Origin of the sequence: Streptosporangium sp. G11 (genome assembly GCF_051192615.1) — a bacterium.
GTDB lineage: Bacteria > Actinomycetota > Actinomycetes > Streptosporangiales > Streptosporangiaceae > Streptosporangium.
Genome location: NZ_JBPJUQ010000033.1, coordinates 53,468 through 67,170, shown reverse-complemented (window position 1 = coordinate 67,170; position 13,703 = coordinate 53,468). Strand labels below are relative to the sequence as shown.

The following is a 13,703-nucleotide window of genomic DNA, read 5'->3' as shown; positions in this document are numbered from 1 at the left end:
AGGTAGGTCGAGCCCAGATGACATAGAAGATCGCCAGGGCGGCCCCGACGAGCGGGAGAGGGCTTCGAGGTCTTGCCGGTGCAACGGTGGCTACTGTCATGCCGGCCACGCTAGAAGCCGGGCGCCATCGTGAAAAGCGATTATTCTCGATCAATGCGATCGCTAGGAGCGATGGCTGGGAGTACGGTGGGACCTGTGAGCGATCTCGAACTGAGGCACCTGGCCGCGATGGCCGCTGTCGCCGAGGAGGGCTCGTTCGGCCGGGCGGCGGCCCGCCTCGGCTACACCCAGTCGACCGTGAGCCAGCAGATCGCCGCGTTGGAGAGGTCTGTCGGCGGCCTGGTGTTCGATCGGCCGGGCGGCCCCAGAGCGGTACGGATCACACCTCTCGGCGCCGTCGTCCTCGAGCACGGACGCGAGCTGCTGGCGAAGGCGGCAGCCCTGGCCGAGGCCGTGGACCGGTTCCAGGCCGGTGACGGCCGGATCGACATCGGCACCCTCCAGAGCGTATCCACGGTGATCCTGCCGGTCGTCGTACGTCGGCTGCGCGACGAGCACCCCGGCTGTGACATCCGGCTGTCCGAGGAAGAGCCGGAGGCGCCTCAGATCGGCGATCTCGACCTGCTGTTCTACGACGGCCCCCTCAACGGCGACGTCGAGCATGTCAAGCTGCTCGACGATCCGTACCTGCTGGTGGCCAGGCGCGGCACCTTCTCCGAGCATTCCGTCCCGCTGGACCAGCTCGACGGCGCACCGCTGGTGGCCTGGCCGTCGACCTGCGACCAGCCCAGGGTGGAGGAGGCGTTCACCCGCGCCGGCGCGAACCCGAAGATCGTCTTCCGTACGGCAGGCAACGAGACGCTGCTGTCGATGGTGCGAGCCGGGATGGGATCGGCAGTGCTGCCGTGGCTCGCCATCCACGCCGCCGACGCCGAGTCCGACGACCGGCTCCGCGTCCACGAGCTGCGACCGGCCATTCCTCCGCGCGAGGTCTGCCTGCACTGGCGGACCGGCCGTACCCACTCTCCCTTGGCGGCCCGGGCGATCGAGATCGCCATCGAAGTCGCGTCCGACCTGGCCGACGAGCTGGCCCTGGAGCACTCCGGTCCGGCCACGTAAGCAGGGGTGGCGCGCTGCTGCCCATGACGCGCCACCGCGATCGTGCAAGCCATCCTCGTCCTGCAACTCATCGACGAGGATGGCCACTCAGGATGGAAAGGGCTCACTGAGGGCCCGGAGAAACTCGAACGGTCCTGTCATCTGTCAGACGCGGTGGGTCCAGGCGGCCGGGTCCGTGCCTGTGCCCTCTGGCGCCAACGCTCGCCGAACGCGTCCCGGAACTGGTGACTGGTAGGCGGCCCGAAGGTATCTGACCAAACCTGAATTGCATGGAACTCAACCGATTCAAATGTGCGATTAGCCTCATCTCGCCCTCGAGCGCATACTCTGATTCTGTAGTCGCTCTGCCCTTTGAAATTCAGTGGGGGAAAGTCTTCTGCCCCGCCACCGAAAAGCTGTTCCAAAAAGAGTGGTTTCTCTGCGTGGAAACTGACGTCGACGATCTCATCCCAGGCCTCAAGATCGAGTGGCGGCTCCGACTCGTGAAGCTCCAGACGCAGATGGATGTCCCCGTCGTCCAGCCCGGTCAGAACGGCGAGAGACCCCGTATAGACATCCACCAATCCGTTTCCGCCGCTCACCATTGAGTGTTTGATGTTTACTGAATGTTGGATGAGGTATTGATTTTTGCAAGCCCTGATGGTTCCCTCGAATATTTGGGGAGCAGCGCTGCGACTCGCTGTCATGTCTCTCCTGTGGCTGTAGGTATCGCCCCTGGATGCAGCTTATAGCAGCATGGTCGCCCACCGGATCGGTGGGCGACCATGTTTTGTGCGATCGGTTTCAGGGGCCAGGCCCTGATCGGGGTGGTTAAGGAATAGTGCTGAGGAAGAGCGACTCGGCGCCGTCGGTCTGGGTGCTGTCCAGTCCATGGGTGCCGGAGTAGTCGTGCTGTTCGTTGTGCGCCCAGTCGGAGATAGGGGTGCCACCGACATCTAGATGGTGGAAGGATCCCCCGGAAACCCCGAAGCGGAGGATGCGATTGGGATCATTGTAGTAGTCGCTGTATGGGGCGTAAATGTTGCCGAGTTGCTTCTTGAGCGTGTTGTTGAAGAAGACGTTGTTAGGTCCGGAGGAGCCTGACCACTTTACGGCCTTGAGCCCGGCGGCCCACCAGATCGGGAACCAGTTGGAGTTGTCTGGTCCACTGTTTCCCTCGTCTCCGCAGTTGTCCTTGCAGTTGCCGGGGCGATGGGCATAGGGCGTGGAGACATGGTTCAGTTCGAACAGGTTATTGCGTTCCCAGCCGCCGTGTAGATTGAGGTCGGAGTCGAAGCTGTTGCCGATGACCACGTTGCCGGATGCGGACCATTGGAAGGTGAAGTGGCGTAAGTCCCGAGTGGTGTTTCCGGCGTATAGGGAGTCCCAGACGCGGGAACCGCGGAAGTAGCCGTTGCCGCCTTTACCTTTGTTCCAGGAACCTTCCAGGTGATTGCCGGTGACGGTGAGATTCTTGGCTTCCTCGGTAACGATCGGATGAGAGCCGACCATTTCTCCGTGGACACCTCGTACGAACCCGTTGACAGCCCACTTGAAGACGATGCCGTGCATTGCGGAAGCCGGGTCCATGTTGCCGTAGTTGTTCACGGCATCGTCCTGATCCATGTTCGCGTCCTGAGTGAAGTAAAAATCTTCGAAGCCGACGCCCAGGACCGGGTCGACCAGAGGTGATGCCTTCGAATCATATGCGGCGTCGTAGCCGGTGATCATCTCCGAGCCGTCCGAGATTGACGTGACCGGCACGTCGTATTCCAGCGGCTTGTCGATCGTCACCCACTTGTCGCTACCCGACCTGCCGACTCCAGTGATCTTGAAGATCTGCTGTCGCATGTGTAGGTTCTGCAGTTCCCATTCGGTCGGGACCGCCTTCATGGTGCGGTAGAAGTTCATGGTGTTCGCCGCACGGACGTTGATGTAGCCGCCGACCTGGATGGTGTTCATAATTGTACTGTTGGTGTTGTTGGCGAGATACACCTTGTTGTCGCCTTGGCGTGCTGCGAATCCAGTGTCACCCGGCTTGTCACGGAGCTTTGCCCCTGATTTCCAGTGCACGTTTATCGTGCCCACAAACAGGTCCTTGCGGTTCTCGGGAGCAGCGAGGTGCTGAACGAGGTAAGACGCGTGGATGCCACGTGACTGGACACGGAACAGACCGCGGCCAGGCCAGATCCAGCCACCCTTGGCGTCGCCGGCGGTCATGGCGTCTTGGTCCCAGCGTGAACCGTCGTCGGCGATCGTGTCATAGCGGGTGTTCTCATCGGGGGAGTACGTGAGGCGGGTTCCTGTCTCCGGATCGTTGCTCACGCCGGAGATCACCAGATAGTCGGCATCTACGTATAGCTGGCGGGTGATCTTCAGCTCGCCCGCAGGCATTCGGATGCGGCTTAGGCTCGTGTAGCTTGCGGTGGGAGAGCAGTCATTCCGAATCGTGTCGATCGCGCTCTGGAGGCCTTCGGTGTCATCGTTCCCGTCGTCCGGAATCACTCCGTAGGTACCGGCGAGTTCGGCTGCCGTGATTTCGCATGTGGCCGAAGCGTTGAAGTCTCCGGCGGCGGGCAGGTTGGCGGCGCCCTCCCGATATCCAGCCCTTGACCAATCATATAGGCCCGAGATTGGAGCTCGGCGGTTTCCCGCAGACAGATCCAGACCCAACAACGCGGCGGCGGGGGGAACTGTGGCGGGTGGTTCGTTCGGATCTGGTGACTCGCATGTCTCTTCAGCCGAACAGGGGACGACCTCGACGTAGAACTTGTCGCCGTCGATTACCCGGTTGGGCCGGTAGAAGTCGTTGTAAAGCCAGTTCCCGCCTTGCGAGTTCTGTTGCTCGTCGATCATTCGGCGGCTGAATCCCTCCTGTAATCTCCCGCCTTCTCTGGTCGACGCCATTGGATACTCGTCGCAACTCTTTCCCGCTTGAGCATTGTTTCGCTTCCAGGTCCTGGTGCAGGCGGCCGCCCGATTGGCCTCGCCCAGCGCTGTATTGCCACGGGTGAGGGGGATGCCGTCGTCTTTGTTGGGTACTCCCGGCGCGCCGGGAAGGGGTCCGCCGTTCACTGCTCCCGGCGTGCCGTTTCCTTGCTGGGCGTCCAGGATGTGCTGGGCGAGTTCCGGAAACCCATTTTCATCATTGGTGTCGAAAGTGAATTGCGCGACGGGCCGATAGGAGTCGAAGACGCAGCCAGGAATTCTTGAGTTACCTGGTAAGGCGTTGTCGCAGCGGATGGTTCTCGTGGTCAGTTCCTTCGGATCACCATTCCAGTCGAGCGGGCTGGCGCTGTGGAGTGAGAAATTGCTGATCGGGTACTCGTACATGACTTGCCTGTCGGCGTTCGGGTCGGGGTCGGGGGTGAATTCGAAGGTCCAGCCGGCTGTGGCGGGGGGGCCACCGGGAAGCAGCTCCTGAGAGGGAAAGTCTCCGCTGATGATGGAACAGCCGTCACTTGATGCGCATTCCGCGTCACCCGTGACCGTTAGGCCTGGCCACACGGGTACAAGTCCATGAATGATCGTCATCACAGTTTGGGTCCCCGGATCTTCCGGGTTCAGCCACATAGAATGTGTGTACACGTACTGGCCGGGTGCCGCGTTGTTGTCCACAGTGATTTTGATCTCGTGCATTGTGTTTACTTGGCCGATTTTCCGTTTGACTGGAAAGGGGCCCTGCGGATACCAGATCTCCACCACGTCGGTGGTTTCCTGTGTTTTGGTGCAGGAATACGTGCGCGTCTCGTACCAGCCTGCTGTTCCGCATTGGGTCTCGTCGTTATTCAGCGCCCGTGCCGAGGGTGCCTGATAAGCGGAGAGCGGTGGGACCTTCACGGACGCATCCCAGCCCGGCCTGGAGCAAGTAAGAATGGTACCTGCGGGGGGTTTGGTCTTCGCTATCTTCTTGTCCAAATTCTTGCAGGTGTTCTCGCTCGGTTTGATGCGAGGGTCCCGGCTGATTTGTGGTGCCGGGGAGAGACTTTTGCCTGGCGGCGCCGTAGACGGTGCGGGCTGAGGGCTCGCATTGGAAGGTGTGGGCCGGGGGCTCGCGTTCGCGATCCGCTCAGGCGTTGCGGTAAGCAGTCCTAACACCATGACCAGGCCGCTGAGTGCAGCCAGACTTCTCTTTCTCATTGTGCCTTCCTTGTTTGTGCTCCAGAGGTAGGAAAACAAGTGACATGTGCTCTGTTGACCATCTGAAATTCGGCCGTTTTGTGGAACGTATCGACTGTGGATCGACACGTGTGACAGCACGTTATGGCGCCGATGTCAGGCTGCCTGGTCGGCGTGCAAAGAGTGGATTTAGTGCCCTGAACCGCTGGTGCAGACAGTCGGCCAGAACGGCACTGAATCGGATGGTGGGCGTGAGGGCGCGCATCTGCGTGCCGCCTCGAATGAAAATTGATGCCGGGAATCTATCCCTGTCACCTAACTAACGCACACCCGGGTCTTCGTGTCGGATGATTAAAAGATATGTACTGAAATAATCTTGAGCAATATGACGTAAATCACATTTACAATCCGCGGCCGGCAATGTTATGCGGGGCTGGTTTCTGTGGCGTGAGGGGTCTGGGAGAAGCTGTTGGTCTGGTTGTTCCATAGGGAAGTCGGATGGTGTTTTCGGCCGCGAGTTGGGAGTGAGCCATTTTCATCCTGAGTAGCGATCCTCGTCGATGAGTTTCAGGACGAGGATGGCTTCTGAGGATGAAGGGCGGATGTTACGGCGAAGTGCGACTGTGGGTGGTTGCTGGGGTATTTGCTATGCCGAAGGCATGAGATATCCCGAATGGGGTGGTTTGGCCGCCGAGGAACGGGCCAAACGCGAGCGGTTGCGATTCGAGGCCGCTGAGTTGTTCGCCCAGGAAGTGTCGATGTCGGAGGTGGCGCACCGATTCCGGGTGACGAGAATGTCGGCCACCCGCTGGTATCGCAGCCGGCAGGTCGATGGCGTCGAGGCGCTGGCGTCCAAGGGACCGAGCGGAGAGAAGTGCCGGTTGGATGCGCGGCGTCTGGAGCGGCTGCGGGCGGAGCTGAAGCGAGGGCCGGCCGCGCATGGCTTCATCGCGGACAACACGACGAACCGACTTATCGGGACATTGACGCTCGCCCACCGGTCGACCGATGGCCCCGGACATGTCACCGAGGATGGCGAGGAACTGGAACCGGGCATCCAACACAGCGGCCCTCAGACCAGGGGACCCAGAGTTTCAGGTGCTCCCCAGGCCGTCGGCTGCCGCTCGGGGTCGGTTTCCTTTTGCGCGCTGATTGATCGCTTCGGCGAGAACGCGCGGCCACCACCCGCTCAGGGCGGTAGTACCGACGAAAGTGAGCCAGAGCCGTTCAATTGACGGACCCAACTCAGGGGATGTCTCCTTGCCGTGCCGACCTCTCCTGAAGGGGGCAGGGCGACTACGACGACGACACATCGATCACGCGGTCGCGTAACCATCGGTGAGCCGGGTCCGCGTCGAGCCGGACGTGCCACATCAACGACACCGTCACCTCGGGAGCGTGGAAGGGCAACTCGAAGGAGCGCATCCCTCGCCGTAGGTTAGCGGTGTGACGCTCCGGAACGGTGGCGACCAGGTCTGAGGCCTCCGCCAGCGCCAGCGCGGCGCTGAAGCCGTCTACGACCGTGACGACCTCCCGCTCGTGGCCTGTCGCGCGAAGGGCCTCATCCACCAGCCCCTCCGTCAGGCCGCGCCGCGAGACGTGCACGTGCCGCGAGGAGGCGTACCTGGCCGCCGTCACTTTTCCGGTGCTCAGTGGGTGCTCGCTTCGCACCACCCCGATGAAGCGGTCGGTGAACAGGGGCTCGCTCAGCACGTCGGGAGGCAGAGCGTGCTCGATGACGCCCGTTTCGAGGTCGACCATGCCCTCGCGCAGGGGAGCGGTGTCCTTCTTGGTCTTCTGCAGGAACCGCAGCCGCACGCCAGGCGCCACGCGGCCGACCTCCGCCACCAGCGCGGGTCCGAACCTCTCCACGAACCCATCGCTGCTGCGCAGGGCGAAGGTCCGCTCCAGCGTCGCCAGGTCGAGCCTCTCGGCCGGCCGGAGGACGGCTTCGGCCTCTTGGACCAGGGCGCGCACACGGTCGCGCAGTTCCAAGGCGCGGGGCGTGGGCACCAGCCCTCGACCGGCTCGCACCAGCAGCGGGTCGCCCGTGGCCCGCCGCAGCCGCGCGAGCGCGCGGCTCATCGCGGACGGGCTGAGCGCAAGCCGTTCACCCGCGCGCGTCACGCTGCCTTCCTCAAGCAGGACGTCGAGGGTGACCAGCAGGTTCAGATCGGGGCGGACCATGTGCGAAGGATCTCACGGATCAGCCGGGACATGGCGTTTCATGCACAAGTGGCTTTCCATCTTTGCGTCTTCCGCCAGGTCGAAGCGGGATTTAGGTTCATTGCGATCCCATCGCCCCGTCGACTCCAGGAAGAGGCCGTCATCGTGAGAGCAGCAGCCGAGCCCGAGCAGGCACCGCCTGCGCGCCGTCCGCCCCTGGCCTGGGCGCTCGCCGCGCTGTCGCTGTCCATGCTTCTGCCCTCGCTCGGCATCAGCATCGCCAACGTCGCCCTGCCGACCATCGCTGTGGCCTTCGACGCCGCCTTCAACGAGGTCCAGTGGGTCGTGATCGCCTATCTCCTGGTCGTCACGACCCTGATCGTCGGAGCCGGACGACTCGGCGACCTCGTCGGCCGGCGTCGCGTTCTGCTGGGTGGCATCGCCGTGTTCACGCTCGCGACGCTGCTGGGCGGTCTTGCCCCGAACCTTCCGATCCTGGTCGTCGCCCGGGCGCTTCAAGGAGCCGGTGCCGCGTGCATGATGGCGCTGACCATGGCCATCGTCGGCGAGACGGTGCCCAGGAACCGCACCGGCAGGGTCATGGGGCTGCTCGGAACGATGTCGGCAGTCGGCACGGCGCTGGGACCCGGCCTCGGTGGCGTCCTGATCACGGCCTTCGGCTGGCGCGCCATCTTCCTCGCCGTCGTGCCGCTCGGCCTCCTCGCGCTCACGCTCACCCTCAGGATGCTGCCCGGCTCCGCGCCGGCAGTGATCTCCGTACCCGGGCGGTTCGACAGCGTGGGCACCGCGTTGCTGGCGATCACGCTGGGGGCCTACGCACTGGCCATGACGATCGAGGGGAACTCCTTCGGCTCGCTCACCATCGGGTTGCTCCTCGCCTCGGGGGCGGGCCTCGCCCTGTTCGTCGTCACCGAGCGCCGGGTCTCATCCCCGCTGCTCACCCTGTCGATGTTCCGCGACCCCGGCCTCGCCGCCGGACTGACGACGAGCGCCCTGGTCTCGACCGTCATGATGACCACTCTCGTCGTAGGGCCCTTCCATCTGGCCTGGGCGCTCGGCCTCGACCCGGCCTTCGTCGGCCTGGTGATGTCGGCAGGCCCCGCCGTGTCCGCCCTCACCGGCGTCCCGGCGGGCCGCGCCACCGATCGTTTCGGAGCCGGGACCATGGTGGTGGTCGGGCTCGCCGGCATCATCGGCGGCGCCGTGGCGCTCTCCTTGATGCCCACGGCTGCTGGAGTCATAGGGTACGTCCTGCCCCTGGTCGTCGTCACCGCCGGTTACGCCCTGTTCCAGGCGGCGAACAACACCGCGGTGATGAAGGACGTCTCCCCGCACCGGCGCGGCCTGCTGTCGGGCACGCTGAACCTCTCCCGCAACCTCGGCCTCATGACCGGCGCGTCGGTCATGGGAGCGGTCTTCGCCTTCGCCGCAGGCGCGAGCGACGTCAGCACCGCCACGTCGGCGGAGGTGGCTCGCGGAACGCACTGGACCTTCGCGGTCGCAGCCCTCCTCGTGGCCTTCGGGCTGGCCGTGGTCCTGGGCCTCCGGCGGCGTGCCGGCTCTCACCCGGCGACAGTGCCGACGCCCCGTCACGGTGACCTCGGTTGACGACCGAGCCGGGCCCGTGACGGAGCGCAAGCCGGGCGACCGCACTCCTCCTACGCCGGACGCGTACGAGGAGTGCGCCACGATCACTTCTCCCGCGGGGGACGGTCAGCCTCGCCGCCACTTCTGGTCGGCACCGCCGTTGCACTCCCACCGCTGCGGGGGTGAGGAACGCGCGGACAGCCGTTGGCGCTGAGAATGATCTTGTTTCTCGTTGCGGTGGTGAGCTGGTCGAATGCGAAACGGTCAGGCCCACCGAGGTGAGGGCAGGGTCCGTGGAGACACCCCTGCGTAGCCTTCCGCGACCTGCGGCGCAGCGACTTACCGCTACCCCTCGCGCGGGCGCGGCGGCCGAGGCCGATCATGGGCACCCGTCACCAATAGACCAATAGGCCTCGTTCAGCAGGAACCAGGTGTACTCGCTGAGGGCGGGGAGGTCGCGCAGCCACTCAGGCAGAACAGGCAGCTGTTTGGTGTTCAGCCGGCTACTGCCCAGGCGGAGGTCGGTGAGGGCGGTGAGGTTTCTCATCGACTCGGGCAGAGCGGTCAACCGGTTGTCGTCCAGGGAGAGGCTGGTCAGGGCGGACAGGTTGCCCAGCGACTCGGGCAGAGCGGTCAACTGGTTGGCGTTCAGGGAGAGGCTGGTCAGGGCGGCGAGGTTTCCCAGCGACTCGGGCAGAACGGTCAGCCGGTTACTGTCCAGGTAGAGGTTGGTGAGGCCGGTGAGGTTGCCCAGGCACTCAGGCAGAACGGTCAGCCGGTTATCGGCCAGGTGGAGTTCGGTGAGGCCGGTGAGGTTGCCCAGTCCCTCGGGCAGAACGGTCAGCCGGTTGCCATACAGGTGGAGTTCGGTGAGGGCGGACAGGTTGCCCACCGACTCGGGCAGAGCGGTCAGCCGGTTACTGTCCAGGTAGAGGTTGGTCAGATGGGTGAGATCGCCGAGTGATTCCGGCACCGTGTCCAGGTCCAGCCCGGACAGGTCCAGCGTGGTCGATCCCTCTCGCAGGCACCTGTCGATTCGCTCGTCAACGGTCATCGGGTCGTTCCCGGTCTCCATCGAGATCTCGTTCCTCGTCGTTGTTCACCTGCTTGGGCCTGCCCCCGTCGCAGCGCGCCGGGCGGAGGGGTGGGATGAGGCTAGGTGATGTCTGACAAATGATCACGGTGGATGCGGTTAGATGATCGTTCGTGGTGCGACGAGGTGAGCTGACCGACAAGGCCTGGCAAAGGCGTGATCGCGTTGGCCGGGGTCGCCGGTTTCAGTAGTCGCCATCCCAAGGGCGCCAGGGCCAGCCACATGCACAGGACCGCGAACGGCATGAGGGCCTGGCGGCCGGCCCCGTCCAGCACTTCGTAGCCGATGAACAGGACCAGGGTTGCCAGGACGAGTGTCAGGGTCGTCGTGCTGATCCGCCCCAGGATGGCCAGCTGGACGATCAGGCCCAGGAACCCTACGTAGACAAGCTGGGTGCCGAATCCATACAGGATCGACTCGGCTACGGGGATGCTTCGGATCTGCTGGTCCATGACCTCCCACTGCGCGCGAGTGTCGGTGGCGAATCCGACGTACAGGTCGACGAGCATCTCGGCGATCGAGGCGGTGACGCTGATCAGCGCCACCGCCAGACTCGCCCTGGCGAGAACCTGCCCGGCACCGCGGCTTCGGACCCGGCGAAACAGCTCGACGCAGACGATGGCCAGCAGCACGAAACCGATGAGCCACACCACATGCGCGATCGTCGACCATGGCTCGACTCCCTCGTTGCCGCCGAACCTCATGAAGGTCCAGCCGCTGAGCTGCCCCACCGGCGCCAGGATGAGTGACCACCCGGCTATTCGTTTCCAGATCATGGCCCCCGACCCTAGCTTTGCAGAATTTTTTCTGCAAACTTTTCTATGCATCAATTTTTCTGCAGAATTCCCTCGGCACAGCTAGGCTGGTCGAATGTCAACCGAACCGGTCATGCACACCCCGGCGGCGATGAAGGCGCTCGCCAGCCCCCTGCGGCGAGAGATCCTGCGCCACCTCGCCAACCACGGCCCGGCCACCTCCACCACGCTGGCCCAAGCCATGGGCCAGAACACCGGTACCACCAGCTACCACCTGCGGATGCTGTCCGACACCGGTTTCGTGACCGAACTGCGCGAGCGCGCCAAAGGGCGGGAACGCTGGTGGGACGTCGTCAAAGCCGACCGGCGGACACCTCCCCGCGAAGAACTGACCGACGCCGAACAGGACCTCGCCGAGCAGCTGGGCGACTCCAAGCTCGCCGAGGACCTACGGCTGCTGTCAGCCTTCGCCCACAACCGGGACGAGGCCGGCGACTGGCAGCAGAGCTCTCGCTCCAGCACCTTCATGACCAAGGCGCAGCTCAAGGAGTTCCACGAGGAGTACCTCAAACTGGTGCACCGCTTCGGCGCCGACCGCGACAACGCACCCGCCGACGCCCGGATGATCCTGTTGCGCTGGATCGGTTTCCCCGACCCCGCGGATCCTGACCCCCTCCACCTCGAGGGGCGGCCGGAATACGGGAGAAAGACACCGCGGGCTGACGGTTGATCGTTGTCGTGTTGGTGACGGTCTCGAGGGTTGTGCGTGACCTCGATCGATCGGACCGCGCATCCTCACCTTCGCCGACCCGGAGGTGGCGTCGCAGGTGCTCGGGTCGCAGTGCAACGTCGGCGTCCCCGGCGCGGTCCTGCTGCGCATGGCCGTCGAAGCCCCGTCGTGCGATGGCATCATGGTCAACAGCGCTACTGAGCTGATCAGCGTCATCATCAGCAGGGCGTCCGTGTCGGCCATCGCTCAGGGGCCGGTCTGACGGGCGAAACGCGGGTCTGACGGGATCGGCCGCGTCGCGGCGAGAGATTTCTCCGGGGCCGTGTCGATCCGCGGGCGGCTCGTTCGACGTGTGGGGGCAAGGGGTCGAGGGGCGGCCCCGCCGGAAGAGGAGAGCGCGATGTCGAAGTACATGCTGATCATGCGGGGCACCGATGAGACGAACGCGGCCATGATGGCTTCGATCGACGAGATGATGGCCGCGACCGGCCGGTTCATCGAGGACATGATGAAGGCCGAGGTTCTCGTCGCGGCCGAAGGGCTGGATGATCCGGGCCGGGGCGTCGTGGTCGACTTCAGCGGCGAGGCGCCGGTGGTCACGGACGGGCCCTACGGCGAGACCAGGGAACTGTTCGGTGGCTACTTCCTGCTCGATGTCGCCTCGAAGCAGGAGGCGGTCGAGTGGGCCAGGCGGGTCCCGGTGGTCCGCGGGTCCAAGATCGAGGTCCGGCGGGTGGCCGAGGCCGACGAGGTCCCGCAGGACAACGAGCGGATCGTCAAGGAACGGGCCGAGCGCGAGGGCAACGGCCGGATCTGATGGCTACGGTCGACGTCGAGGCCGTCTGGCGGATCGAGTCGGCGCGGATCGTCGCCGCGCTGACCCGGTTCACCGGTGATTTCGGGCTGGCCGAGGACGCGGCCCAGGAGGCGGTGGCCGAGGCGCTGGTGTCGTGGCCGCGTGCCTGTCCGGCCAATCCGGCCGGCTGGCTGATGGCCACGGCCCGGCGGCGGGCGATCGACGCGATCCGCCGCCGGAGCGCTCTTCAGGACCGATACGCCCTGCTGGCGGCCGACCCCGGGGTTGACCAGGAAATCGACCCTGACAAGATCGACGACGATGTCCTGGCGCTGATGTTCGTCAGCTGCCACCCGGTGCTCTCCCGCGAGGCCCGGGTGGCGCTGACCTTGCGCGTGGTCGGTGGCCTGTCCAGCGAGGAGATCGCCCGCGCGTTCCTGGTACCCGTGCCGACCGTGCAGGCCCGCATCACCCGGGGCAAGAAGGCGATCGCGGCGGCCGGGGTGCCGTTCGAGCTGCCGGCGGCCGGCGAGCGCCGGGAACGGCTGGGCGGTGTGCTCAGCGTCCTTTACGTGATCTTCACCGAGGGGTCGACGGCCACGTCGGGCGACCGGCTGCTGCGCCCCGACGTCGCGTATGAGGCGATCCGGCTGGCCCGCGCGCTGGCCGCGCTGCAGCCCGACGAGCCGGAGGTGCACGGTCTGCTCGCGTTGTGCGAGCTGACGGCCGCGCGTTTTCCGGCACGGACCGGCCCGGACGGCACGCCGACCCTGCTCCAGGACCAGGACCGGCGGCTGTGGGACTTCTCGGCGATCGGCCGGGGGCTGGCCGCGCTGGGCAGGGCATCGACCCGCGGCCTTGGCCCCTATGGCCTGCAGGCCGCGATCGCCGCCGTCCACGCGTCGGCGCTCTCGGTCGAGGCGACCGACTGGGACCGGATCGTGTTGCTTTATGAGGCGCTCGGCCGGGTCGCGCCCTCGCCGGTGGTCGAGCTCAACCGGGCCGTTGCCGTGGCCATGGCCTCGGGTCCGGCGCAGGCCCTGGCCGTCGTGGACGAGCTGATCGCCTCGGACCGGCTGCCCGGTTCGCATCTGGTTCCGACCGTACGAGGGGAGCTGCTGGCCCGCCTCGGCCGGCGACCGGAGGCGCGCGCCGAGCTGGAGCTGGCCGCCCGGCTGTGCGCCAACCAGCGCGAACGCTCGGTGCTGTTGCGCAAGGCGGCCGCGCTGGACTGACCTCCCCCCCGCGATCGACGGCATCCGAGCGCGGCCCGGATGCCGTCGATCGCGGGGGAGTGTCTCACCGCCCGCCGAGACGGCGAGTTCGACCGCACTCTTC

The 13,703-nt window shown here is 65.2% G+C and carries 12 protein-coding genes; 8 read left to right on the top strand and 4 right to left on the bottom strand.

Annotation, left to right across the window (positions count from 1 at the left end; all coding sequences use genetic code 11):
- The first annotated feature begins 195 nt into the window (after positions 1–195).
- Positions 196–1,119 carry a LysR family transcriptional regulator gene (locus ACSDR0_RS27410; protein WP_435291756.1) on the top strand — a complete coding sequence of 308 codons (924 nt, stop codon included), beginning with the start codon at positions 196–198 and terminating at the stop codon, positions 1,117–1,119.
- 269 nt (positions 1,120–1,388) lie between these two features.
- Positions 1,389–1,706, top strand: coding sequence for a hypothetical protein (locus ACSDR0_RS27405; RefSeq protein WP_435291755.1), 318 nt, complete (start codon positions 1,389–1,391; stop codon positions 1,704–1,706).
- Between the two features lie 223 nt (positions 1,707–1,929).
- Here the strand turns inward: ACSDR0_RS27405 and ACSDR0_RS27400 are convergent, their stop codons facing one another.
- Complete coding sequence (locus ACSDR0_RS27400) at positions 1,930–4,938, bottom strand: NucA/NucB deoxyribonuclease domain-containing protein (protein ID WP_435291754.1); 3,009 nt, start codon at positions 4,936–4,938, stop codon at positions 1,930–1,932.
- Positions 4,939–5,876: 938 nt separating this feature from the next.
- On the opposite strand from ACSDR0_RS27400, the gene ACSDR0_RS27395 reads away from it, so the two are divergent.
- Positions 5,877–6,452 (top strand): helix-turn-helix domain-containing protein, encoded by a 576-nt coding sequence (locus ACSDR0_RS27395; protein ID WP_435291753.1) that lies wholly within the window; start codon positions 5,877–5,879, stop codon positions 6,450–6,452.
- A gap of 61 nt (positions 6,453–6,513) precedes the next feature.
- Here ACSDR0_RS27395 and ACSDR0_RS27390 read toward each other — a convergent pair whose 3' ends face one another.
- The gene (locus ACSDR0_RS27390) at positions 6,514–7,404 is read right to left on the bottom strand and encodes a LysR family transcriptional regulator (protein ID WP_435291752.1); all 891 of its coding nucleotides are present in this window, start codon (positions 7,402–7,404) and stop codon (positions 6,514–6,516) included.
- 144 nt (positions 7,405–7,548) lie between these two features.
- Between ACSDR0_RS27390 and ACSDR0_RS27385 the strand changes: the two genes are divergently transcribed.
- On the top strand, positions 7,549–9,012 hold the full coding sequence (locus ACSDR0_RS27385; RefSeq protein ID WP_435291751.1) for an MFS transporter: 1,464 nt from the start codon (positions 7,549–7,551) through the stop codon (positions 9,010–9,012).
- 358 nt (positions 9,013–9,370) lie between these two features.
- Here ACSDR0_RS27385 and ACSDR0_RS27380 read toward each other — a convergent pair whose 3' ends face one another.
- Positions 9,371–10,066: a leucine-rich repeat domain-containing protein gene (locus ACSDR0_RS27380; protein ID WP_435291750.1), complete on the bottom strand. Its 696-nt coding sequence runs from the start codon at positions 10,064–10,066 to the stop codon at positions 9,371–9,373.
- 80 nt (positions 10,067–10,146) lie between these two features.
- Positions 10,147–10,860, bottom strand: a complete 714-nt coding sequence (locus ACSDR0_RS27375) for a hypothetical protein (RefSeq protein WP_435291749.1) — start codon at positions 10,858–10,860, stop codon at positions 10,147–10,149.
- A 94-nt stretch (positions 10,861–10,954) separates the two neighbouring features.
- Here ACSDR0_RS27375 and ACSDR0_RS27370 point away from each other — a divergent pair, with 94 nt between their 5' ends.
- The 4 genes from ACSDR0_RS27370 to ACSDR0_RS27355 all read left to right on the top strand — a co-directional run bounded on the left by ACSDR0_RS27370 (position 10,955) and on the right by ACSDR0_RS27355 (position 13,600).
- Entirely contained in the window at positions 10,955–11,569 is a 615-nt protein-coding gene (locus tag ACSDR0_RS27370; RefSeq protein WP_435291748.1) for an ArsR/SmtB family transcription factor, read from the top strand.
- A gap of 97 nt (positions 11,570–11,666) precedes the next feature.
- The gene (locus ACSDR0_RS27365) at positions 11,667–11,831 is read left to right on the top strand and encodes a hypothetical protein (RefSeq protein ID WP_435291747.1); all 165 of its coding nucleotides are present in this window, start codon (positions 11,667–11,669) and stop codon (positions 11,829–11,831) included.
- 138 nt (positions 11,832–11,969) lie between these two features.
- Positions 11,970–12,386: a YciI family protein gene (locus tag ACSDR0_RS27360; protein WP_435291746.1), complete on the top strand. Its 417-nt coding sequence runs from the start codon at positions 11,970–11,972 to the stop codon at positions 12,384–12,386.
- Positions 12,386–13,600 carry an RNA polymerase sigma factor gene (locus ACSDR0_RS27355; protein WP_435291745.1) on the top strand — a complete coding sequence of 405 codons (1,215 nt, stop codon included), beginning with the start codon at positions 12,386–12,388 and terminating at the stop codon, positions 13,598–13,600. Before ACSDR0_RS27360 ends, ACSDR0_RS27355 begins: the two co-directional genes overlap by 1 nt.
- Positions 13,601–13,703 lie beyond the last annotated feature (103 nt).